Here is a 22724-nt window from a genome sequence, read left to right on the forward strand (position 1 = left end):
TCCATCATGCGGTGTGACGCTCGTTACTCCCTGATCGGAGTATCCATGTCGCACCTACCAAAAGCAAAAGAATCGCCAAACCGTGACCAGAAATGACGAAGATTCGCCGCCTGACCGTGATGTCCGGCCGGACGACTGACGGATCGTCCGCGACCGGGCCGGCGGCAGCCAGATCGACCAGCGTGAGCCGGTCCCCCTCGTGGACGACCTCTCCGCCGCTCGGGAGCGTGATCGCGACCATGCCCTGCTCGGCCAGGACCCAGCGCACGCCCAGCGCGCGCAGCGCCGCTGCGGGGTCCTCCTCGGCCAGTGCCGTGCCGACCGCCACGACCCGCGGGTCCTCGGGCGGCACGATCACCGTCTCGCTCCCCGACCCCTCGCTCACCTCGATGCGCACGGTGTCGTCGATCAGCACGGTGCCGCGCAGGAAACGGGGCGCGGGGTCCAGCACGGCCCGACGGTGGTTCCAGTCGAAGCTGCGGTAGGCGCTGCCCCACGGGAGCACGACGGTCGCCTCGTCGTCGCCCACGAGCGCGGCGACGTCGCTCCACTCCTGGGGGTACGACGACGTCTCGAGCTCACCCGCCGCCCCCCACGCCAGGCTGGGCAGCAGCAGGACAGGGGCGATGACCGCCAGCGCGACGCTGCTCCACAGGGCCGTCGTCTCCGGGGTGATCCGCGCGCGGAGGTCCGTCGCTGTCTGCGCCATGCCGACCGCGAGCACCAGGCCCAGCGGGGCGAGGAAGCGGTGCGAGTCACGCAGCAGGGCCAGCTGGGGGACGGCGGATCCGGCCGCTTCCATCAGGTCCGGCGCGATGACGGGCAGGAACGCCAGTGCCAGCGACAGGCCGCCGAGGACCAGCCAGCGCGCGCGGCCACTCCCCGAGCCCCACAACGCCCTGAGGGCGACGACGGACAACGCACAGGACAGCAGCACCAGGAGCACGGCCTCGCGTTCGCCCGGCACGATGGACGTCTTCCAGATCCCGCCGAGCGAGAGCAGGCTGGCCAACGTCCCGGCCCCTGACTCGGCGCGCGCCGCGAAGCCCTCGAACACGCCCTCGGTGGTGATCCGTGCCGAGTCCGCGGTCACCGCCGGAACGAGCCAGGTGAGGTTGGCGACCAGCGCCATCACGGCGAGGCGCCACCACGCCCGACGGTCCCTACCCAGGCCGAGCACGGCCAGGACGCCGACCGCCATCAGTCCGCTGGACGGGCTGCAGATCGCGGAGAGGACCAGTGCGACAGCGGCGGGCGACCAGTCGGTGGCGTCCCGCCGCAGGCGCCGGGCGGCGACCGCGACCCACGGCAGCACGAAGTAGCCGAGCAGGATGGCCCACTGGCCGATCAGCAACCGCTCGTAGACCCACGGGTTCCAGCAGAACAGCGTGATCGCAGCCGCCCGCGCGAACCACGCCCGGTCCCCCACGACCCGCGCGATCCCCAGGCCGCCGGCGAGGAACCCGCCCAGGAGCAGGAGCTTCTGCACGAGCGCGCCGGGCAGGACCGCGGTCGCGACCGAGACCAGTGCGTCCATCGGGACCGCCCGGGGCAATGAGCCGTCCAACCCGAGCCAGGCGGGCCGCCACTGCTGGTCCGGCACGAACACCATGTCGCCGACGATCCAGAACCCGCTGCCGATCAGCAGCGGTCCGAGCACCACGAGGGCAACGAGACCAGTCACCGCGAGGTCGGGCGCGTGCCTCTTCACGGTGCCTCCGGCAGCCCGACGGCCACGTCGGTGACGCAGACCGGCTCGGTCCCCTCACCCTGCAGTGCCAGTGAGGGCACCAGGCCCGGCAGGTCGGGCAGCACCAGCCAGATCTCGTTCGGGCCACGACGGGCGAGGAAGTCGACCGACCAGTCGGCGGCGCCGACCTCGACGGTGGACTCCGCCTGGCTGAAGTACTGCAGGCGTACGACGAGGCGGCCCTCGACCGGCAGTGCGAGCGGGATCTCGGTCTCCTCGGGACCGATCACCTCGTACCCGCAGTTGCCGTCCGGCCCCGGCAGGGCACCGATCGTGCCGGCGAACCGGACCGGTTCGAGATGACCGTCCCGGCCCACGACCCGGAGTCGCGGTGACGGCTCGTCGAAGGCCGGCTGCTCCGGGAGCAGCCCGAAGATGTGGGAGTAGCGCGAGTCGTCCCCGACGAGAGGGAGCACGAGCTCGGCCGGCGCGAGGTCGTCGAAGACGACCTGGGTCGGATCAGCTGCGAGATCACCCCGGAAGGCCTCGACGAACGAACGGTCCTCCTCGTTCTGGAAGTGCGGCACGAGCAGTGCGGTGCCGAAGGCTGCCCCCACGGCGTACACGGCGACGAGGCCGGCCACGGCGAACCGCCGGACGCGGGCTTCGCGCAGCAGGCCGAACCCCAGTCCGGCCGGCCCCCCGCGCAGTGCCAGTGCGGCGCAGACGACGGCGGCCTGCGGGATGTCGGCGGAGTAGCGCGGGTCCAGACCGATGATCGATCCGAAGGCAGCGCGTCCGGTGAGGAGCAGGAAGGTGTCCGCGGCGAGGTAGCCCACCAGGACCGCGACCGCCCAGCGCCGGGCCGGGCCGCCGCCACGCAGCAGCGCCACCAGCACGGCGGCGGCGAGCAGCAGGCTGACCGCCGTCACCCAGGCGGCGGGACGCACGGCGCCGCCCTCGATCTCCCCGGTCCACGGCCCCCCGGCCAGTCCCGGCACGGCACTGCGGCCCAGGAACGACCACGTCACGCCGAGGAGCTGGCGCGGCGTGCCACCTCCACCCTCGACCTCGGTCAGCTGCGCGTGGGCCACCAGGAATCCGCCCACGAGGGAGACCATCCCACCCCAGAGCCAGGCATTGTCCCGCACCGCTGCGGTGATCCGGCGCCAGCCCGTCGCCCGGTCGGCGAGCGCGACCGCGACGCCGAAGACCAACGGCGGGATCAGGACGGCCCGCTCGTGCCACAGCAGGCCGATCGCCGTCACCACGAGGATCGCGACGACGTGCCTCAGCGCGGCGCCCTCCTGCTTCCAGCGGACCAGCAGCCACACCGCGGCCAGGGAGCACACGACGTGCGGCCACAGGAACATCGACGCGCTCCACCACAGCGTCGAGACCAGGGTGAGGGGGGTCCATGCGAACACCGCGAGCAGCAGGACGCCCGCCCAGCGCCCGGGCAGCAGACGACGGATGATCAGCCACGCGAGCACCACAGCGGCCACGTTGACCAACAGGATCCCGACGACCAGCACCGGCCAGCGGTACGGCGTCCCGTGGGCCACCAGCCACAGCGTGAGCTGCTGCAGCGGGTTCACGTGGCCGGCGAAGTCACGGACGAGGTAGTCCCAGGTCAGGTCGGACTCGTGGGCCCGACCCATCATGTAGAAGTCGTCCTGGTTGAAGTACGAGCCCGCGAGCAGTCGGCCGCGGACCAGCAGCGTGACCGCGATGATCCCGAGCGCAGCCATCCCGTGGGCGCCACGCCAGGCGGCGAACCTGCCGGTCACGAGGCCACCTCCCGTCGCCGGACCCAGCGGGTCGGCGTACCGAGTGCGGACCCGGCGACCAGGCCGACGGCCACCGCGGCGGCGAGATCAGCCGAGCCGGCGACCACCTCGACGCTGGTCCAGGCGTCCAGCGCGCCCGAGACCAGCACCAGTGCGGCCACGCTGCAGGCCAGGGCGACCGGTCGACGGACCAGGCTGCCCGCGACGAGACCGACCAGTGCGGCAGGACCGAGGAGCAGGGTGGCCAGCGCAGCGGCCCCGATCCAGAACGGCACCGGCACGGGTTCCGACGTCGGCCAGCCGACGGACTCACCCGGGTCGACCGGGTCGACCGGCTCCGGGGTGCGGCGCCGCCGCCACAGCAGCAGGCCGAGGGCGACCGTGCCGGCGAGGAGGACCCCGCCGCTGACAGCCAGGCCCACCGGCAGGAGGACGTCGTAGGACCGCTCGGGGGCGTAGCGGAGCTCCACGTCGACGGCACCGCCGGCCGGCAGGAGCCAGCCCTGCTGCCAGCCGTCCACCCGCAACGGTTCGAGGCGCTCGCCGTCGGCCTCGGCGATCCAGCCCTCGTTGAAGTTCTCGGGCAGGTGCAGCACCGTCGGTGCGCCGGCACCGACCCGGGCCGTACGACGGCTGCTCCCCCACTCACCCACGCGGACGTCGCGCCCCTCGCCCACCGATTCATCCACGGTCTCCCCCACCGATGCGGCGGTGGCGTCGTCGACGACGGCGAGGTCGAGCACCTCGAGCTCGGCGTTCGGGGTGACCCGCAGACGGTGCGGCCCGGCGGACAGGTCGGCGAGAACCGGCTCGCCGGTCACGGGGTCGCAGACCTCGAGGGACAGCGGACTGCCGTTGGCGACATCGGCCATCGTCCCCTCGACGGAGGTCGCCAGACGGCGTCCGTCGAGCTCCACCTCGGGCCCGAAGCCGCAGGCGCGACCCGTCGGGGCGTCGGCGATGAAGGGACGCGTGACATCGGCGCCGCGCAACGAGACCTCGGGAACCACCACGTGGCGCAGTCCCGCAGCCTTCTCGAATCGCACCGACAGCGTGCGGGTGCGCAGCGGGCGGTCGAGGTCGTTGCCCGCGCTCTGGCCCAGTCCGACCCGTTCGGGGACACCGTCCTCGCCAGTCACCACGACCGCGACGGGTGCGTGGTCCCCGCCACTGGTGTCCACGTCCAGGCCGGTGATGGTCTGCGGCTCACGCCACTGGAAGGTCAGCGTCGGGTAGAGGTCCGTGTCGTCCGAGACCCACATCGTCGTCGGCTCGCCGTCGTGGGCAAAGCGTCCGGCGACCTTCGGGTCCTGGCCGAAGGACGACGAGACACCAACCGGGAGACCGCCGTCGAACGGCGTGAGCAGCAGCGCCGCCTCGGGCGTGCTCCGCGCGACCGCGTGTCCGGTGATCCGCACCGGCCCGGAGCCGGAGGTGGTGAAGCTGCGGTCCATGCCGCCGCGTTCCTCGGCGCCACGGATCCGCGCCACGTCGCAGTCGGGGACGCCAGGGGTGACGAAGCATGCGCGACGACCGGGCGCCGCGGCCAGCACGAAGGACGAGCCGCTCGGGGCGGAGCCGGGGATCCGGTAGGTCCGTCGCGGCGAGCGATCGTCGAGACGGACCTCGCGCAGGCCCACGCGGGCCGCGCGGGAGGACGTCGCCGCCTCGACCACGCGCACCTCGACCCGGGACACCTGACTGCCGTCGAGCCGGACGACCACCGGGACACCGGCGGCGCCGATCCGGGCCCGCACCCGCTGGTCTCCCGCGACGACCTCGATCTCCCGCACGGGTACGACGAAGGGGTCATCGGCCACAGGGGTCACGCTCACACGGTGGACCGCCCTCGGACCGTCGAGGTCGAGGCGGAGCCACTGCTCGTCCGGACGCCCGAACCCGGCGGTGACCCACCGGGTGTCGAGGTCGCCGTCGACGGCTGCCTGCGGCCCCGACTCCACGGTCACCGGACCGTAGTTGTCGGCGTAGCCCTGCGCACTGGAGGCACTCACCGCGCGGAGCCCGTCGTCGTACCCGGCGACGACGGTGTGGTCCGAGGGGCCGGCCGGGTAGTCATGGGCCGCGCGCTCGAGCCGGAAGTCCTCGTCCGCCGACATCAGCGCGGAAAGGGCTTCGTCGTTGTTCCCGAAGGCGCGCTCGCGGCGCTGGTCGCCGTCGGTGACCACATCGGCCTCGCGCTCCCACCCGGGCTCCCCCTCGAGCACACTCGCCCGGGAGGTGCCGAGGATCCCGGAGCGCTGCAGGGCGAGGACGCTCTCCGGTGCCCCCCGCACGGTGAGGACGTCGTCGACGTCGGTCGCCCGCAGGAGCGGCGTACGGCGCGGCACCCCGAACACCTCCACCGCCGCCTCGCCGCCGGCGGTCGTGCCGAAACCCGCCAGGCGCGGCAGACCGGCGCGGTCGAGGGAGACCGCAGTACCGCCCGGGTTCGGCGACCGGGTCTGGTCCCGGAGCAGGTCGCGGCGCAGCACGACATGGGTGATCCCGGCGCGGGCGAGCTGGTCGACGAGCGACTCCGTCGCGCGTCCGGTCACGATGCCCTGGTCGAGCGCGGAGAGGTAACGGATCGTCTCACCCGGGACCAGGGGCACCTGGGTGCGGCTGACGACGCTGGTGCCGCCGAGGATCGCGAGCGGCTCGTCGATCGTCGATCCCCAGTCCTGCAGGGCGAAGCTCGAGCCCGGGACCACCAGCACGCGGTCGGCATCCTGGTCCGCCAAGAAGGCCTGCGCCTCGCGCCACGGCTCGTCGATCCCGGACCAGCCCGGTGTGCGGGAGTGGTTGAGGACGAACGGCTGGAGCAGCACCGCGACCAGGACGAGCGGCACGGCCAGGAGCGCCTGACGCCCCTCGACCAGACGCGGCCACCGGCCGGCCCACCGCTCGATCAGCGCCCGCACGACGTGCTCGGCAGCGACGGCGAAGCCGATCGCCAACGGCAACCGGACCACCGGATCGATCTTGTGGACGTTGCGGAAGATCTGGAGCGGGCCGTCCAGGAGCGTCCGCACCTGGTCGGCGACGGGTGCTCCGGCGAGACCGCCGTGGGCGACAGCAAGGCAACCCAGGCCGAGCACCGCCGCCAGGACCAGCGGTCGCCGCAGGTCGCTCGTGAGAACAGTGAGCCCGGCCAGACCGATCGCGGCCACGGAGGCAGCGACCACGATCAGCAGCGGATCAGTGGCCAGGTCGAACGCCGCCGGCCACCAGGGCCGGTCCCCCGACAACAGGTAGCCCAGCCAGGACGAGTCCCCCCGCACGGACTCCGACCAGCCGATCAGCGACGTCGTGTCGCCGGCACTCTCGACGTACTCGTAGAACGGCGGCGCGTAGCGGGCGAGGACCACGAGCGGCAGCGCCCACCAGAGACAGGCCGCACCGACGGCGGCCGTCCAGCCCAGCGCGAAGCGTCGCCCGGCGAGGCCGCGGCGTACTCCCCAGAACACCAGGATCACCGCCAGTGGCAGCGATCCGGCGGTCTCCACCGCATTGACGCCACCCATGCAGACCACGGCAGCACCGCTGAGCAGGATCGCCGTGCGTGCACCGAGGCGCCCACTGAGATGCAGGACGACCGGCAGCACCAGCCACGGCATCACGGCTCCGGGCAGGGACTCCGCCGTCTGGACGCCGATCGTCCCGAGCAGGCGGGGCGACAGGGCGAACACCGCACCGGCGAGCAGGGCGGGCATCCCGGTGAGCCCCAGCGCACGGGCGACCCGCCGCGCGCCCTCGCAGGCGAGGACCACGATGAGCGCCGACCAGAGCCGCTGGCTGATCCAGTCAGGCACCGCGAGCAGGTCGGTGAGGACGAACCAGGTCCCCTGGGGGAAGAGGTAGCCGTAGGCCTGGTTCTGGAACTCGCCGAAGTTGCTGCCGGGGTGCCACAGGCTGAAGGCGCCGCCGAGGAAGTCGCCGGGCCGCTGGGTGAGCTCGGCACGGGTGTCGTAGGTGGTCCTGCCGGGCTGCTGCACCAGCATGAGCAGCGTCACGACGACGTAGAACGCTGCCGCGATCCCCGCGGTCGTCCCGCGCTGCTCGTCCGTGTCCCTCATCCCACCTCCTCCCGGCGCCACCTCCCTGTGGCGCTGGTCACTGTATTCGGAGGGTGGCGAATCCCCGGATCTGGAGGTGTCCGCCTAACCTGCTGCCGTGACGACGTCCGTCGAGCTCCAGCAGTCCCGCGTGGTGCGCGTCCTGCGCAGCACGGCGGGCATCGCCATTGCCATGGCCGTGATGAACATCGGCACCTACGCGTTCCAGATGGTCGCCGCCCGGACCCTCGGGCCCAGCCAGTACGGCGCCGTCGCGAGCATGATGGCGCTGCTCATGGTGCTCTCGGTGGTGCAGCTCGGCCTGCAGGCCACGGCCGCGCGCCGGATCTCCGCCGAGCCCGACGACGTCGCGGCGATCGAACGCACGGTGCTGGTCACCACGTGGCGCGCCGCGCTGCTCCTGGGTCTGCTGGCGCTCGCCGCCGCACCGGCCGTCTGGCACCTCCTGCGCCTCGACGGCCTGGCCCCTGCCGTCCTGCTCGCCCTGTGCGTCATCCCCGTGACCGTGATGGGCGGTCAGGCGGGCGTGCTCCAGGGGGAACGCCGCTGGCTCCCGCTGAGCCTGGTCTACCTCTCCGTCGGCGTCCCCCGCGTCCTGCTCGGCGGTGGGTTCCTGCTGGTGTCGCCCACCGAGACGAGCGCGATGCTCGGTGTCCTGGTCGCCTCCTGGCTCCCGGTCGCCGTCGGTTCCTGGGCCCTGCGCCGCCGCCCCGGCGACGTCGTCCACCACGACCTGACCGTGCGCCGCGACGTGCTCAAGGAGACCCTCGGCAGCGCCGTGGCCCTGCTGGCCTTCCTCGCACTGTCCAACCTCGACGTCGTCGTGGCCCGCAGCGTGCTCGACGAGCACGACGCCGGCCTGTACGCCGGCGGCCTGATCGTCACCAAGGCCGTGCTCTTCCTTCCGCAGTTCGCCGTGGTGATCCTCTTCCCGTCCATGTCGACCGACGGGGAGAGCCGCACGGCGGTGCTCAAGGGGCTGGCGCTGCTGACCGGCCTGGGGGCGGCCTGCACCCTGGCGACGTACCTGCTCTCCGGGCTCGCGCTGGTCTTCATCGGCGGCGACGACTACGCCGGCGTGCAGGACCAGCTCTGGCTCTTCGCCGTCCTCGGCGGGCTGCTGTCGGTCCTGCAGCTGCTCGTGTACGCCGGCCTGGCCAAGCGCGGCCGCGCCACGAAGTACCTCATCGGGATCGGCGTCGTCGTCCTGGTCGCCGCCGGCGCCACGACCGACAGCGTGCTGGGGCTCGCGCTGACCGTCGCCGCCGTCGATGCCCTCGTCGTCGCGCTGCTCATCGCGCTGCAGATGTTCCGCCACCGCCGCGAGACAGCCGACTCGGCCGTCGGCTGAGCTCGCGCCGTCCCGCTAGTGCGCGGCTTCGTGCCAGCTCTTGCCGGTGCCGACGGAGACGTCGAGCGGGACGGTGAGGTCGGCGGCGCCGGCCATCTGCTCACGCACGAGCGCCTCGAGAGCCTCGTGCTCGCCCTCGGCCACCTCGAAGACGAGCTCGTCGTGGACCTGCAGCAGCATCCGTGAGCGCAACCCGGCCTCGTCGAGCGCGTGGCGGGTCCGGAGCATCGCGACCTTGATCAGGTCGGCGGCCGAGCCCTGGATCGGGGCGTTGAGGGCCATCCGCTCGGCTGCTTCCCGGCGCATCCGGTTGTCGCTGGTGAGGTCGGGCAGGTAGCGGCGACGGCCCATGATCGTCTCGGTGAAGCCGGTGCGACGGGCCTCCTCGACCACCCCGGTCAGGTAGTCGCGGATGCCACCGAAGGTCTCGAAGTACTCATCCATCAGGCCGCTGGCCTCGCCCGGCGTGATTCCGAGCTGCTGGGACAGGCCGAACGCGGACAGCCCGTAGGCCAGCCCGTAGTTCATCGCCTTGATCTCGGCGCGCATCTCGGGCGTGACGTCCTCGGGAGCGACGTCGAACACCCGCGAGGCGGTCTCGGCGTGGAAGTCGCGCCCGGTGCGGAAGGCCTCGGTCAGCAGGACGTCCTCGGACAGGTGCGCCATGATCCGCATCTCGATCTGGCTGTAGTCGGCCGTCATCAGCGACTCGTAGCCCGGACCCACCACGAAGCTCTCGCGGATCCGACGGCCCTCCTCGGTGCGGACCGGGATGTTCTGCAGGTTGGGCTCGGTGCTCGACAGCCGCCCGGTGGCGGCGATCGTCTGGTGGAACGTGGTGTGGATGCGCCCGTCGGGCTGGACCGTCTTGAGCAGGCCCTCGATGGTCTGGCGCAGGCGGATCACCTCGCGGTGCCGCAGCAGGTGGAGCAGGAACGGGTGCTCGGTCTGCTTGAAGAGGTTCTGCAGGGCGTCCGCGTCGGTCGTGTAGCCGGTCTTGGTGCGCTTGGTCTTCGGCATCGCGAGCTCGTCGAACAGGACGACCTGGAGCTGCTTGGGCGAGCCGAGGTTGATCTCCTTGCCGATGACGGCGTACGCCTCCTCGGCCTCCTTGCGGACCTCCTCGCCGAAGTGCGCCTCGAGGCCCTCGAGGTGCTCGGTGTCGACGGCGATGCCGACCTCCTCCATGGCACCGAGGACACCGACGAGCGGCATCTCGACGTCGGTGAGCAGGTCGCGTCCGCCGGCGCGGTCGACCTCACCGGCCAGCTCGGCGGACAGGTCGAGCGTGGCGCGTGCCTGCACCATGGCGCCGCGGGCGACGCCGCTGTTGTCGGACTCCTCCTCGAACAACATCCCCTGATCGGCGTCCCCGACGGCGGCGAGCTCGCGGTGGAGGTAGCGCAGGGTCAGGTCCGCAAGGTCGTAGGAGCGCTGGTCGGGCGCGACGAGGTACGCCGCGAGGGCGGTGTCCTCCACGACCCCGGCCAGGTGCCAGCCCTGGGCGGCGATCGCGAGTCCCTGGCCCTTCGCGTCGTGCAGGACCTTGGGCCGGGCGGTGTCCGCGAGCCAGCCGGCGAGCGCCTGGTCGTCGGCGGGGCTGATCGCCTCGACGTCGACGTAGGCTGCCCGGCCGTCGGCCAGGGCGAACGCGAGGCCGCTGGTCCGGCCGGTGCCGCTGCCCCAGGTGCCGCGCACCTGGAGGCCGACGGTCTCGGTACCGACGGCCTCGAGCCAACCCGCCACGGCGTCAGGCGCGAGGGTGGTGCCGTCGATGTCCACGCCGGCCTCGACCTCGACCTCCTCGCCGGGGGCGACGACGTCCATGATCCGGGTGCGCAGCTCGCCACGGAACTCCAGTTCGTCGAGCAGCTCGAGCGCGGCCGTGCGGTCCCACTCGCCCCGCACGAGGTCGTCCATGACGACGCCGAGGTCGAGGTCACGCACGAGGGCGTTGAGGTGGCGGTTGCGGATCACGTCGCCGAGGTGCTCCCGGAAGGACTCACCCTTCTTGCCGGTGATCTTGTCGGCCTGGGCGATGACGTTGTCGAGACCGTCGTAGGTGTTGATCCAGCGCGCGGCGAAGCCGGCGCCGACGCCGGGCACGCCGGGCAGGTTGTCGGAGGTCTCCCCCACGATCGCGGCGAGCTCGGGGTAGCGGTGCGGCGGGACGCCGTACTTCTCCTCGACGGCGGCCGGAGTCATCCGGGCCAGGTCGGACACACCGCGCATCGGGTACAGCACCGTGGACCGCTCGGTCACCAGCTGCAGCGAGTCGCGGTCGCCGGTGAGGATGAGGACCTCCAGCCCGCTGGTCTCGTCGGCGAGGGCCTGGGTGACCAGGGTGGCAATGATGTCGTCGGCCTCGAAGCCGGGAGCGGTGAGGTAGCGGATCGAGAAGGTGTCGAGCACCTGCTGGATCAGCGGCAGCTGGCTGCTGAACTCTCCGGGCGTCTTGTTCCGCTTCGCCTTGTACTCGGGGTACTCCTCGAGCCGGAAGGTCTGGCGCGACAGGTCGAAGGCGACCGCGACGTGGGTGGGCTGCTCGTCGCGCAGGACGTTGACCAGCATCGAGGTGAAGCCGTAGACGGCGTTGGTGTTCTGCCCGGTGGCGGTGGAGAAGTTCTCCACCGGCAGCGCGAAGAAGGCGCGGTAGGCCAGCGAGTGGCCGTCGAGGAGGAGCAGACGCGGACGGGAGGTCTCGGGCACCCGGCGACTCTACCGAGGCCGACCGACAGCCAGTGCGCCCGGCGTGCTCGATATCGTCGCGCCATGACCAGCAACGACGAGATCGCCGAGTTCATGCGCACCCACATGGGTGCCCTCAACGAGCGGATGGGCGTCGAGCTCGTCGAGCTGGCCCCCGACCGGGTGGTCGCCACCATGCCCGTCGAGGGCAACACCCAGCCCTACGGCCTGCTGCACGGCGGCGCCTCGGTGGTGCTCGCCGAGACCCTGGGCTCGGTGGCCGCGGCCCTGAACGCTCCCGCAGGACGCTTTGCGGTCGGCATCGACATCAATGCCACCCATCACCGCTCGGCGACCAAGGGCCTGGTGACGGGCGTGGCCACACCGCTGCACCTGGGGCGCACGATGGCGAGCTTCGAGATCGCCATCACCGACGAGGACGGGCGCCGCGTGTGCACCTCGCGCATCACCTGTGCGCTGATCGAGCGGGACCCGACGCCCACGGCCTGAGGCCGGTTCACGGTCCGGGTCCAGGGTCCGGTTCAGGAGTCGGGCAGCGACAGTCGCTCGGCTCGCGCACGTCGCAACGAGCGGCGTGCGGCCAGCACCTTGCTCCGCGTGCTCTCGGCCCCGGGGGTCGAGCGCTGCGGCGAGACCCGGTTGCGCAGGACCGCCGTCGGCGCGACGCGGTAGAGCACCACGGGGGCGAGCCCGAGGCGCGCCATGAACCTGTTGGCCTCCCGCGAGCCGTGCGGGACGGCCGTGACGACGTGCAGGATGCCGTTCTCCTCGGCGAACGAGGTGGCGGCCTCCATCAGGGCGTGCCCGATGCCGTGGCCGGTGTACTTGTCGAGCACCCGCGGGTGGATCGACTGCACGCACGGCTCCAGGTTCAGCGGCGAGAGCGTGGTGATCCGCAGGTAGACCGCTCCGGCGAGCTGGCCGTCGTACTCGACGACGACGACGCGCTGCTCGGGCGAGGCGGCGGCACCCTTGACCACCAGCTCCAGATCGGCGACCTGCTCGGAGCGATCGGCCCGGCGTACGGCCTCGTTCCAGATCTCGGCGAGGGCGGGCGCATCGTCGCGCGTGGCGACCCGCGTGGTCAATGAATACCTGCTCATCCGGCCCCTGCCTTCCTCACCCAAGACGGGGACCGCGCAACGTCGAGCGGTCCGGATCCGAACACTACGCCCAGGCTCCGGGGGCCGACAGGGGTACACCCGAGTTTGGTGCGGGTTCATCGGAACTGAGGGTCCAATGACTCGATCCGATCACGATCGTGGAACAACCGGAGATCATCGCCGTTCGGCCCTCCCCCACCGGAGGATCAGCGCTTAAAGTGCCGACATGCAGACGTCTCGCCTCCCAGTCCTGGCTCTCGCCGCCGTCGCCGCGCTCACCCTCGCCGCGTGCGCGAAGGACGCCGACACGACCACGACCGAATCCGGTGTCAAGGTCGTCGAGGAAGGCGTGCTGACCATCTGCACGCACCTGCCCTACGAGCCGTTCGAGTTCACCGAGAGCGGCGAGGTCGTCGGCTTCGACATCGACGTCCTGAAGATCGCGGCCGACGCGGAGGGCCTCGAGACCAAGGTCGTGGACACCCCGTGGGAGACGATCGTCTCCGGCAACGCCCTCGAGGGGGGCGACTGCGACGTGGCCGCCGGCGCCATGACGATCACCCCGGAGCGGGTCGAGGTCATGGACTTCTCCGAGCCCTACTTCGAGGCGACCCAGGCACTCCTCACGAAGAAGGGCTCGGGCTTCTCCAGCCTCGAGGACCTGGCCGGCAAGCGGATCGCGGTCCAGGAGGGGACGACCGGCGAGACCTACGTCAAGGAGAACCTGCCGAAGGGCGCCAAGGCCGTGTCCTACGAGGACTCCGTGCTGATGATGGAGGCCGTCAACAACGGGCAGGCTGACGCCGGGGTCAACGACAACGGCCTGGTCAACTACTACGTCGAGCAGAACCCCGGCGTCGAGGTGACCACCGAGTTCAAGACCGGCGAGGAGTACGGGTTCTCGGTCAAGCAGGACGACAACGCCGACCTCCTCGAGGCCATCAACGCCGCCATCGCGGACCAGGACGCCTACGACGCGGCGTACGAGAAGTGGTTCGGCGCCGCGGCGGAGTGACGCGGTGCCACTGACCAAGCGCAAGCGCGCGGCCTACCTCCGCTACGCGCAGTACGTCCTGATCCTCGCCCTTGCTGCGGTCGTCGTCCTGGCTGCGGACTGGGGAGTCCTGAGGGACAAGTTCTTCAACCCCGACATCATCAGGGACCAGTTCCCCGACGTCCTCACGGTCGCGCTCAAGAACACCGTCGTCTTCACGGCCTGCGGCTTCGCGTTCGGGCTCGCGCTCGGCCTCGGGCTGGCCCTGATGCGGCTGTCCAGCGTCGGACCGTGGCGCTGGCTGTCGACCGGGGTCATCGAGCTGTTCCGCGGACTCCCGGCCCTGGTGGTCTTCCTCGCGCTGGGCGTCGGGTTCCCCCGTGCGTTCCCCCAGTACGAGATCCCCGGCGGACAGCTCGGCACGGCGACGCTCGCCCTGGGCCTGGTGGGCGGCGCCTACATGGCCGAGACCATCCGCGCCGGCATCCAGGCGGTCCCCAAGGGCCAGTACGAAGCAGCGCGGACACTCGGCATGTCCCACTCGCGCGCGATGGTCTCGGTGGTCGTCCCGCAGGCGTTCCGCATCGTGCTGCCGCCGCTGACCAACGAGCTGATCCTGCTCACCAAGGACTCCTCGCTGATCTACATCCTCGGTCTCTCCCTCGACCAGTACGAGCTCACCAAGTGGGGCCGTGAGGGGATGAACAGCGAAGCCAACCTGACGCCGATCATCGTGGTCGGCTTCTGCTACCTGATCATCACCGTGCCGCTCTCGATCGTGGTCCGACGGATGGAAGCCAAGGCCGGAAGGGCACGTTGATGACGACAACCGACGCAACCCAGGGGGCACCGGCCGCGCGCGACGCCGCGGCGATCGACGTCCAGGACCTGCACAAGCACTTCGGCGAGAACGAGGTGCTCAAGGGGATCGACGTCCAGGTCGCGCGAGGCGAGGTCGTCTGCGTGATCGGTCCGAGCGGGTCGGGGAAGTCGACGCTGCTGCGCTGCGTCAACCTGCTGGAGGTCCCGACCATCGGCAGGATCTTCGTCGAGGGCGTCGAGGTGACCGACCCCGACGTGGACATCGACGCGTTGCGCTCCCGGACCGGCATGGTCTTCCAGCAGTTCAACCTGTTCCCCCACATGACGGTCCTGCAGAACCTCTGCATCTCCCAGCGCAAGGTCCGCAAGCGGGGCAAGGAGGAGTCGGTGGAGGTCGCCCGGCGCAACCTCGCCAAGGTCGGCCTCGCGGAGAAGGAGTCCGCCTACCCGGCGCACCTCTCCGGCGGTCAGCAACAGCGCGTGGCCATCGCCCGGGCCCTGTCGATGGACCCGGACATGATGCTCTTCGACGAACCCACCAGCGCCCTGGACCCCGAGCTCGTCGGCGACGTCCTCGCCGTCATGAAGGACCTCGCCGCGGAGGGCATGACGATGATGGTCGTCACCCACGAGATGGGTTTTGCCCGCGAGGTCGGCGACAAGCTGGTCTTCATGGACGACGGCGTCGTGGTCGAGGAGGGCCTGCCCTCCGTCGTCCTCTCCGACCCGCAGCACGAGCGGACCCGGGCGTTCCTCTCCAAGGTCCTCTGAGCGTCGTACGACGCAGAAGGGCCCGGGCTGTCGCCCGGGCCCTGCTGCGTGATCACACCTTCGCTACACGTCTCCGCCGAGGTAGGCGGCCTTGACCGCCGGGTCGACCGCGAGGTCCTTGCCCTTGCCGGAGCGGACGATCTCGCCCGTCTCCAGGATGTGCGCGTCGTGCGAGCGCTTGAGCGCCTGGGCGGCGTTCTGCTCGACGAGCAGCACGGTGGTGCCCTGGCTGTTGATCTCCGTGATGATCGTGAAGATCTGCTGGATCAGCTTCGGCGCCAGGCCCATCGACGGCTCGTCGAGCAGCAGCAGGCGGGGCCGGGACATGAGGGCACGCCCCATGGCCAGCATCTGCTGCTCACCGCCGGACATCGTCCCGGCGATCTGGTCGATCCGCTCCTGCAGGCGCGGGAACAGGCCGAGCACGCGGTCCAGGTCGTCCCGGTAGGCCGCGGTCTTGCGGTCCTTGCGGGTGAACGCCCCCATCTCCAGGTTCTCGCGCACCGTCATGCCGATGAAGCATCGCCGACCCTCGGGAGACTGCCCGATGCCGAGCTTGACCCGGTCGTAGGGCTCGACGGCGGAGATGTCCTTGCCCTCGAACTTGATCGAGCCGGCACGGATCTTGCGAAGTCCCGAGATCGTCTTCAGGGTGGTCGTCTTGCCGGCGCCGTTGGCACCGATCAGTGTGGTCACCGTCCCCTCGGGAACGCTGAAACTGATGTCACGGATCGCCTCGATGTGTCCGTAGTTGACGCAGAGGCCTTCGACCTCAAGAAGCATCTTCTTCATCCACTCCCAGGTAGGCGGCGATGACCGCCGGGTTGTCACGGATCTCGGCGGGCGCGCCCTCGGCGATCTTTCGTCCGAACTCGAGGACCACGATGCGGTCGGTCACGCCCATGACGAGCTTCATGTCGTGCTCGATGAGCAGGACGGTGTAGCCCTGGTCGCGGACCTTGCGGATCAGGTTCATCAGCTCGACCTTCTCCGCCGGGTTGAACCCCGCTGCAGGCTCGTCGAGACAGATGAGCTTGGGTCCGGTCGCCATCGCCCGAGCGATCTCCAGGCGACGCTGGTCGCCGTAGGAGAGGTTGGCCGCGAGCTCGTCGGCCTTGCGGTGGATGCCCATGAAGCGCAGGAGCTCCATCGCCCGGGCGTGGCCCTGCTCCTCCTCGCGCCGGTGGCGTGGAAGGCGGAACAAGGCGCTGAGCATGCCCGTCGTGTGCTGGGCGTCCGTGCCGACCAGGACGTTCTCCAGGGCCGTCATCGTCGGGAAGAGCCTGATGTTCTGGAAGGTGCGCGCGATCCCCTTCTGGGTGATCTTGTGCTTCTTCAGACCGATGATCGAGGCACCCTCGAAGAGGATGTCGCCCGACGTCGGGCGGTAGACACCGGTGACCGCGTTGAAGCAGGTCGTCTTCCCGGCGCCGTTCGGTCCGATCAGGCCGAGGATCTCGCCCTCGGCGATCTCGAACGACACATCGTCGAGAGCCGTGAGGCCCCCGAACTTGAGGGTGACGTTGCGGACCTCGAGGACGGTCCCACCACGTGGCGCCACCGGGGCTGCGGCGGCAGGCTCTTGCTTGGTCAGGTCAGGCACGGGCCGTCTCCTCTCCGTCGTGGTCGGGTTCGGCGCCTTCTTCGAGCTCGTCGAGCTCGTGCTCCAACTGTTTGGCCCGGACCGTACGACGCGGGGGCAGGAGGCCCTCGGGTCGAAGGGTCGCGAGCAGGACCAGAGCGAGGCCGAAGGCCAGCACCCGGAAGTCCTCGAAGCCACGGAAGCGCTCGGGCAGATAGGCGACCAGGAAGGCCCCCAGCAACACACCCCAGCGGTTGCCCTGACCACCCACGACCACGGCCGCGAGGTAGAGGATCGAGAACAACAGCAGGAACGACTGTGGATTGATGAAGCTCTGTCTGCTGGCGAACAGGGCACCTGCGAGACCACCGACAAAGGCGCCGGTCGAGAACGCGAGGAGCTTGAACTTGAAGGTCGGAACGCCCATCAGCTCGGCGGCGTCCTCGTCCTCGCGGGTTGCCTCCCAGGCACGTCCGACCCGACTGTTCTTGATCAGGATGTCGGCCAGCAGCACCAGGACGACCGCCGTCAGGCCCATCCAGTAGTACGGCACTGCGTCGGAGTATCCGAAGATGAGGAACTTGGTCGTGTCCTTGTTGTCGAGCAGGACCGTGCCATCGCCCCAGAACAGGTGCGGCACCTCGAACAGGCCGGTCTTCTCGTCACCGAGGTTGGGCGGGCGACCGATGTTGTTGATGCCCTTGTTGCCGCCGAGCCACTCGGTGTTGACGGCGACCAGGCGGATGATCTCACCGAAGCCGAGGGTCACGATCGCGAGGTAGTCACCGCGCACCCGCAGCGTGGGCGCACCGAGGATGACCCCGGAGATCATCGCGACGACGACGGCCACGGGGATGGCCAGCAGCAGCGGCCAGCTCCCGTGGAAGGACGTCAGGATGGCCACGGTGTAGGCACCGATGGCGTAGAACCCGACGTACCCGAGGTCCAGCAGTCCGGCGTAGCCGACGACGATGTTGAGGCCGAGGGCCACCAGGCAGTAGATGCTGACGGTGAACAGGACGCTGGCGAAGTCCGAGTCCGGAGTGGACAGGATCGGCAGCTCGAGCAGCGGCAGCGCGTAGGCGAACAGCGCGATCAGGAACCAGATCAGGATCTTGGCCGGCTTGGGGAGAGCGCTCAACTTCTTCATGCCCGTGCCTTTCCGAGCGACTCGCCCAGCAGACCGGTGGGTCGGACGAGCAGGATCAGGACCAGCAGCACGAACGCGATGACGTCACGCCACTCGCTGCCCAGGATCGCCTGGCCCCAGTTCTCGGCGACGCCGAGGACCAGTCCACCGAGAAGCGCACCGCGCAGGTTGCCGATGCCGCCGAGGACGGCGGCCGTGAAGGCCTTGACCCCCAGCAGGAAGCCGACCTGGTAGTTCGTCGCGTCCAGCTTGAGCATGTAGAGGAAGGCGGCGACACCTGCCATCAGGCCGCCGATGAGGAAGGTCATCTGGATGGTGCGGGTCGGGTTCACCCCCATCAGTGACGCAGTCTCCGGGTCCTGGGCCGTGGCCCGGATGCCCTTGCCGAGACGCGAGCGACGCACGAACTGGTCCAGCAGGACCATCATCGCGACCGCGGAGACGATGACGATCACGTCGATGGAGGAGATGGAGACGCCCGCGATCTCGAACCGGGGCTTCTCGAGCACGCCGGCCATGCTGTTGTTGATCTTGGCCTTCTGGACGTAGTCCGACAGGTCGTCGTCGAGTCCGAACCAGCCGGAGATCTTGTCGCGCAGGCCCATCAGCTCGGCGAGCACGAAGGACGCACCGATCGCGGAGATCAGGGCGATCAGCCGCGGAGCGTTCCGCTTGATGAGCGGTCGGTAGGCGATCCGCTCGAGACCGAGTGCGATGACGGCCGACATCGCCATCGCCGCGAACAGCGCCGCGATGAGGATCGCCACCAGGTGCACCCCGTTGGCATCAGCCGCGCCCAGCGCCATGATCGTCCAGAGCATCGCGAAGGTGCCGTACATGAACACCTCGGAGTGCGCGAAGTTGATCAGTTGCAGCACGCCGTAGACCATCGTGTAGCCCAGTGCGATCAGCGCGTAGATCGCGCCGAACGCCAGCCCGGTGATGGTGAGCTCGGGCAGGTTGTTGAAGAAGAATTCGAAGTTCAGGTTCACACCCAGGCCTCCTGGCCCCCCGTTCCGGACAGTGTCACGGCCGGGGACGAGCAGTCCCCGGCCGTGTCACTGTGTTGCCGATCAGTTCAGCTGTTGATCACTCGATCTCGCCGTCGGCGACGATCGCGCCGTCCTTGACGGTGTAGGCGTAGACGTGGACGTCAGCCGGCTCACCCTTGTCGTCGAACTTGAGCTGCTTGGTCACGCCCTTCTCGTCGTAGCCGTTGACGAACTCGAGCATGGCCTCGCGGTCCTCGACGCCGTCCTTGATACCGGCGAGGAAGATGTTCGCGGCGTCGTAGGCCTCGGCGGCGTAGGTGCCCGGCGCCTCGCCGAACTCCGCCTCGTAGGCCGTGGCGAAGTCAGCCACGGCCGGGTCGGTGTCCGGGATGCAGGGGCAGGTGATGATCGCGCCCTCGGCCGCAGCCTTCGCGTCGAGGAACGCCGGGTCCTTCACGCCGTCCGCGACGATGAAGGTGCCGTCGAAGCCACCGTCACGCAGCTGGCCGATGAGCAGGGTCGCCTCGGCGTAGTAGCCACCGAAGAACACGGCGGCGGGCTTCGCGTCGTTCACCTTCGTCACGGTCGCGGAGAAGTCGGTCTGCTTCTGCTGGATCGTGTCGGTGCCCGTCACCAGGTCACCGAGGTCCTTCTCGACGATGCCGGCCAGGCCGGCGCCGTACTCGGACGCGTCATCGATCACGAAGACCGACTCGGCCTTGATCGTGTCCTTGATGTACTTCGCAGCGGCGGGACCCTGGGTCGCGTCGTTGCCGAGCGCGCGGTGGAAGGTGTCCCAGCCGTTGTCGGCCAGGGTCGGGTTGGTCGCCGACGGGGTGATGGTCGGGACGCCCTCCTCGGCGAAGATCGGGCCGGCAGCAGCGGACTCGCCGGAGAAGGCCGGGCCCACGACGCCGATGATCGAGTCGTCGCTGACGACGTCGGTCGCCAGAGCCGGGGCAGCGTCAGGGCTGCCCTGCGAGTCCTTCTTCTCGAGCTCGACGTCGCACTCGGCGTCGTCGTTGTACTGGTTCACCGCGAGCTGCGCGCCCTGGATGATCGGCTTGCCGAGACCCGCGGCATCGCCGGTCTCGGGACCGAAGAAGGCGAGCTTCAGGTCGCAGGCGCCGTCGCCTCCAGCTTCCTTGTCGTCCGTCGTCCCGCATGCCGTCACAGAAAGGCCGAGCGCCAGAACGATCGCGCTCAGTCCAGCTACCTTGTTACGCCTCAAGACAATCCCGCTTCCTCTTGAACCCGCGGCAGCGGTCGCTGCCTGCAGGGGTGTCCTGCCGCGGGAACCTACACCTGCCGAGGGGTCGGTGGAAGCAACTCGGCGGCTCTGGGGGCGAATCCTGACGAATCTGTTACCTGAGAGCCGCATCACACGGATTATTTACGCAGAAGACCCGCCGGGGACACCGTGGGTGACGACTCCCTCGGCCACCTCGCGCATCGACATCCGAAGGTCCATCGCCGTCTTCTGGATCCACCGGAAGGCATCCGGCTCGGTCAGCGAGAGCTGCTCCTGGAGGATCCCCTTGGCCCGGTCGACGGCCTTGCGGGTCTCGAGGCGCTCGCGCAGGTCGGTGACCTCGCTCTCGAGCTGGGTGATCTCGGCGAACCGGCTCACCGCCATCTCGATCGCCGGGACCAGGTCGCTCTGTGAGAACGGCTTGACGAGGTAGGACATCGCGCCGGCCTCACGGGCCCGCTCGACCAGCTCACGCTGGGAGAAGGCGGTGAGCATCACCACGGGAGCGATCCGCTTGCCGGCAATCGCCTCCGCGGCCGCGATCCCGTCGAGGACGGGCATCTTCACGTCCAGGATCACCAGGTCCGGCCGCAGCTCCTCGGCCAGCTCGATCGCCTTCTGCCCGTCACCGGCCTGCCCGACGACGTCGTACCCCTCCTCGACGAGCATCTCGGCGAGGTCCATCCGGATCAGGGTCTCGTCCTCGGCGATCACCACGGTGAGCGGTGTCGGCTGCGAGGTCGGGGCAGTCTGGGGCTCGGTCACGGGCCAAGGCTATCGGCCGGGTCGATGTGAGTTGCCGGAGCCGTCTCGGCTACCGTTTCTCCTGCTGAACGGCCCCGGTAGCCCAACGGCAGAGGCGATGCTCTCAAACAGCATTCAGTGTGAGTTCGAATCTCACCCGGGGCACACGAACCAGGGCGCGAACTAGCGACGCCGGTACGCCGGCGCGGCCTCGTTGATGGCGTCGCCCATCCGGTGGATCCGCAGCGCATTCGTCGAGCCGGGGATGCCCGGCGGGCTCCCAGCGACGATCACCACGAGGTCACCTTCCTTGACGCGGCCGATGCGGAGCAGCTCCTCGTCGACCTGGCGCACCATCTCGTCGGTGTGCTCGACGGTGGAGGTCTTGAACGCCTCGACGCCCCAGGTGACCGCGAGCTGGGAGCGGCAACGGGCCTCAGGGGTGAAGGCGAGGACCGGGATCGGGCTGCGCAGGCGGGCGAGGCGTCGGGCGGAGTCACCGGACTGCGTGAACGCGACGACGTACTTCGCGCCGACCCGGTCGGCGACCTCCTCGGCTGCCTTGGTGATCACGCCGCCGCGGGTGTGCGGGTCCCACGCGATGCGACCGAACCGGCTGAACGTGTCGTCGACGAGTGCGTGCGCCTCGGTGGCGGCGATGATGCGCGCCATCGTCTCGACCGTGTGGATCGGGTGCTCCCCCACGCTCGTCTCGCCGGAGAGCATCACGGCGTCGGCCCCGTCCAGGACGGCATTGGCGACATCGCTCGCCTCGGCGCGGGTCGGCGCGGGGTTGGTGACCATCGACTCGAGCATCTGCGTCGCGACGATGACCGGCTTGGCGTTGCTGCGGGCCGCGACGATGACCTTCTTCTGCAGGAAGGGCACCTCTTCCAGCGGGCACTCGACGCCGAGGTCACCACGGGCGACCATCAGGGCGTCGAACGCCTCGACGACCTCGTCGAGGTTCTCGATCGCCTGGGGCTTCTCGATCTTGGCGATGATGGGGAGCATGATCCCCTCCTCGCGCATGATCGCCCGCACGTCCTCGGCATCCTGCGCGTTGCGCACGAAGCTCAGGGCGATGAAGTCCACCCCGAGGTGCAGCGCGAAACGCAGGTCGGCGGTGTCCTTGTCGGACAGCGCGGGAACCGACACCGCGACGCCGGGCAGGTTGATGCCCTTGTTGTTGCTGACCTTGCCACCGACGAGGACCTCGGTGACGACATCGGTGCCGTCGAGGATGTCCACGACCCGCAGGCGCACCTTGCCGTCGTCGATCAGGATCGGGTCGCCGACCTTGACGTCGCCGGGAAGGCCCTTGTACGTCGTCCCGGCGATCTCGCCGTTGCCGTCGACGTCGCGCGTGGTGATCGTCCAGCGCTGACCGCGCTGCAGCGGCACCGGTCCCCCGGAGAACCGTTCGAGACGGATCTTCGGGCCCTGGAGGTCGGCGAGGATCCCCACGCCGTGCCCGCTCGCGTCGGACGCCTCGCGGACCAGTCGGTAGACCTCGGCGTGGTCCGCGTGGCTGCCGTGGCTCATGTTCAGCCGGGCCACGTCCATGCCGGCATAGACCAGCTCGCGGATCCTCCGTTCCGAACTGGTCGCCGGACCCAGGGTGCACACGATCTTGGCTCTCCGCACCCCTGCAGCCTATCGGTGCCGGCTGAGCCGAAAACGCCGCATCGGCGCAAA

General features: G+C 70.0%; 17 protein-coding genes and 1 tRNA gene. 6 read left to right on the forward strand and 12 right to left on the reverse strand.

Annotation, left to right across the window (positions count from 1 at the left end):
* Positions 1-4: 4 nt before the first annotated feature.
* Genes ASE01_RS13710 through ASE01_RS13720 form a run of 3 tightly spaced genes read right to left on the reverse strand, consistent with a single transcriptional unit; the run spans position 5 to position 7556 of the window.
* Positions 5-1711 carry a hypothetical protein gene (locus ASE01_RS13710; protein ID WP_056752773.1) on the reverse strand — a complete coding sequence of 569 codons (1707 nt, stop codon included), beginning with the start codon at positions 1709-1711 and terminating at the stop codon, positions 5-7.
* Entirely contained in the window at positions 1708-3480 is a 1773-nt protein-coding gene (locus tag ASE01_RS13715) for a hypothetical protein (protein ID WP_056752776.1), read from the reverse strand. The genes ASE01_RS13710 and ASE01_RS13715 overlap by 4 nt, the downstream gene beginning before the upstream one ends.
* A complete protein-coding gene (locus ASE01_RS13720) occupies positions 3477-7556 on the reverse strand; it encodes an alpha-(1->3)-arabinofuranosyltransferase domain-containing protein (protein WP_056752780.1) in 4080 nt (1359 codons plus the stop codon). Before ASE01_RS13720 ends, ASE01_RS13715 begins: the two co-directional genes overlap by 4 nt.
* 97 nt (positions 7557-7653) lie before the next feature.
* On the opposite strand from ASE01_RS13720, the gene ASE01_RS13725 reads away from it, so the two are divergent.
* The gene (locus ASE01_RS13725) at positions 7654-8907 is read left to right on the forward strand and encodes a lipopolysaccharide biosynthesis protein (protein ID WP_056752783.1); all 1254 of its coding nucleotides are present in this window, start codon (positions 7654-7656) and stop codon (positions 8905-8907) included.
* A gap of 15 nt (positions 8908-8922) precedes the next feature.
* Here ASE01_RS13725 and polA read toward each other — a convergent pair whose 3' ends face one another.
* Positions 8923-11616 carry a DNA polymerase I gene (polA, locus tag ASE01_RS13730; protein ID WP_056752786.1) on the reverse strand — a complete coding sequence of 898 codons (2694 nt, stop codon included), beginning with the start codon at positions 11614-11616 and terminating at the stop codon, positions 8923-8925.
* Between the two features lie 63 nt (positions 11617-11679).
* Here polA and ASE01_RS13735 point away from each other — a divergent pair, with 63 nt between their 5' ends.
* Positions 11680-12105, forward strand: a complete 426-nt coding sequence (locus tag ASE01_RS13735; protein WP_056752789.1) for a hotdog fold thioesterase — start codon at positions 11680-11682, stop codon at positions 12103-12105.
* Positions 12106-12137: 32 nt separating this feature from the next.
* On the opposite strand, the gene ASE01_RS13740 is transcribed toward ASE01_RS13735, so the two are convergent.
* Positions 12138-12719, reverse strand: a complete 582-nt coding sequence (locus ASE01_RS13740; protein ID WP_157537351.1) for a GNAT family N-acetyltransferase — start codon at positions 12717-12719, stop codon at positions 12138-12140.
* Positions 12720-12945: 226 nt separating this feature from the next.
* On the opposite strand from ASE01_RS13740, the gene ASE01_RS13745 reads away from it, so the two are divergent.
* The 3 genes from ASE01_RS13745 to ASE01_RS13755 are packed head-to-tail and all read left to right on the forward strand — an operon-like array spanning position 12946 to position 15306.
* On the forward strand, positions 12946-13734 hold the full coding sequence (locus tag ASE01_RS13745) for a transporter substrate-binding domain-containing protein (RefSeq protein ID WP_056752797.1): 789 nt from the start codon (positions 12946-12948) through the stop codon (positions 13732-13734).
* A 4-nt stretch (positions 13735-13738) separates the two neighbouring features.
* Positions 13739-14533: an amino acid ABC transporter permease gene (locus ASE01_RS13750; protein WP_056752800.1), complete on the forward strand. Its 795-nt coding sequence runs from the start codon at positions 13739-13741 to the stop codon at positions 14531-14533.
* Entirely contained in the window at positions 14533-15306 is a 774-nt protein-coding gene (locus ASE01_RS13755; protein WP_056752804.1) for an amino acid ABC transporter ATP-binding protein, read from the forward strand. The genes ASE01_RS13750 and ASE01_RS13755 overlap by 1 nt, the downstream gene beginning before the upstream one ends.
* Before the next feature lie 63 nt (positions 15307-15369).
* Here ASE01_RS13755 and ASE01_RS13760 read toward each other — a convergent pair whose 3' ends face one another.
* The 6 genes from ASE01_RS13760 to ASE01_RS13785 form a co-directional block, all read right to left on the reverse strand.
* On the reverse strand, positions 15370-16089 hold the full coding sequence (locus ASE01_RS13760) for an ABC transporter ATP-binding protein (RefSeq protein ID WP_056752808.1): 720 nt from the start codon (positions 16087-16089) through the stop codon (positions 15370-15372).
* Complete coding sequence (locus tag ASE01_RS13765; protein ID WP_056754697.1) at positions 16079-16900, reverse strand: ABC transporter ATP-binding protein; 822 nt, start codon at positions 16898-16900, stop codon at positions 16079-16081. The genes ASE01_RS13760 and ASE01_RS13765 overlap by 11 nt, the downstream gene beginning before the upstream one ends.
* Position 16901: 1 nt before the next feature.
* Positions 16902-18038: a branched-chain amino acid ABC transporter permease gene (locus ASE01_RS13770; RefSeq protein ID WP_056752813.1), complete on the reverse strand. Its 1137-nt coding sequence runs from the start codon at positions 18036-18038 to the stop codon at positions 16902-16904.
* Positions 18035-19030 (reverse strand): branched-chain amino acid ABC transporter permease, encoded by a 996-nt coding sequence (locus tag ASE01_RS13775; protein WP_235535997.1) that lies wholly within the window; start codon positions 19028-19030, stop codon positions 18035-18037. Before ASE01_RS13775 ends, ASE01_RS13770 begins: the two co-directional genes overlap by 4 nt.
* A 97-nt stretch (positions 19031-19127) precedes the next feature.
* Positions 19128-20204: a branched-chain amino acid ABC transporter substrate-binding protein gene (locus ASE01_RS13780; protein ID WP_200958849.1), complete on the reverse strand. Its 1077-nt coding sequence runs from the start codon at positions 20202-20204 to the stop codon at positions 19128-19130.
* Between the two features lie 219 nt (positions 20205-20423).
* Positions 20424-21047 (reverse strand): ANTAR domain-containing response regulator, encoded by a 624-nt coding sequence (locus ASE01_RS13785; RefSeq protein ID WP_056752820.1) that lies wholly within the window; start codon positions 21045-21047, stop codon positions 20424-20426.
* Positions 21048-21118: 71 nt separating this feature from the next.
* Here ASE01_RS13785 and ASE01_RS13790 point away from each other — a divergent pair.
* A tRNA-Leu gene (locus tag ASE01_RS13790) sits at positions 21119-21191 on the forward strand.
* Between the two features lie 18 nt (positions 21192-21209).
* Here the strand turns inward: ASE01_RS13790 and pyk are convergent.
* Entirely contained in the window at positions 21210-22673 is a 1464-nt protein-coding gene (pyk, locus tag ASE01_RS13795) for a pyruvate kinase (protein WP_056752824.1), read from the reverse strand.
* Between the last annotated feature and the right edge of the window lie 51 nt (positions 22674-22724).

The organism is Nocardioides sp. Root190 (genome assembly GCF_001428565.1).
Classification (GTDB): domain Bacteria; phylum Actinomycetota; class Actinomycetes; order Propionibacteriales; family Nocardioidaceae; genus Nocardioides.

What these genes read in the sequence shown, in the direction of transcription:
- ASE01_RS13720 (WP_056752780.1), bottom strand. Translation starts at nt 7,556, where the DNA reads ATGAGGGACACGGACGAGCAGCGCGGGACGACCGCGGGGATCGCGGCA.
- ASE01_RS13735 (WP_056752789.1), top strand. Translation starts at nt 11,680, where the DNA reads ATGACCAGCAACGACGAGATCGCCGAGTTCATGCGCACCCACATGGGT.
- ASE01_RS13740 (WP_157537351.1), bottom strand. Translation starts at nt 12,719, where the DNA reads ATGAGCAGGTATTCATTGACCACGCGGGTCGCCACGCGCGACGATGCG.
- ASE01_RS13745 (WP_056752797.1), top strand. Translation starts at nt 12,946, where the DNA reads ATGCAGACGTCTCGCCTCCCAGTCCTGGCTCTCGCCGCCGTCGCCGCG.
- ASE01_RS13755 (WP_056752804.1), top strand. Translation starts at nt 14,533, where the DNA reads ATGACGACAACCGACGCAACCCAGGGGGCACCGGCCGCGCGCGACGCC.
- ASE01_RS13760 (WP_056752808.1), bottom strand. Translation starts at nt 16,089, where the DNA reads ATGCTTCTTGAGGTCGAAGGCCTCTGCGTCAACTACGGACACATCGAG.
- ASE01_RS13770 (WP_056752813.1), bottom strand. Translation starts at nt 18,038, where the DNA reads ATGAAGAAGTTGAGCGCTCTCCCCAAGCCGGCCAAGATCCTGATCTGG.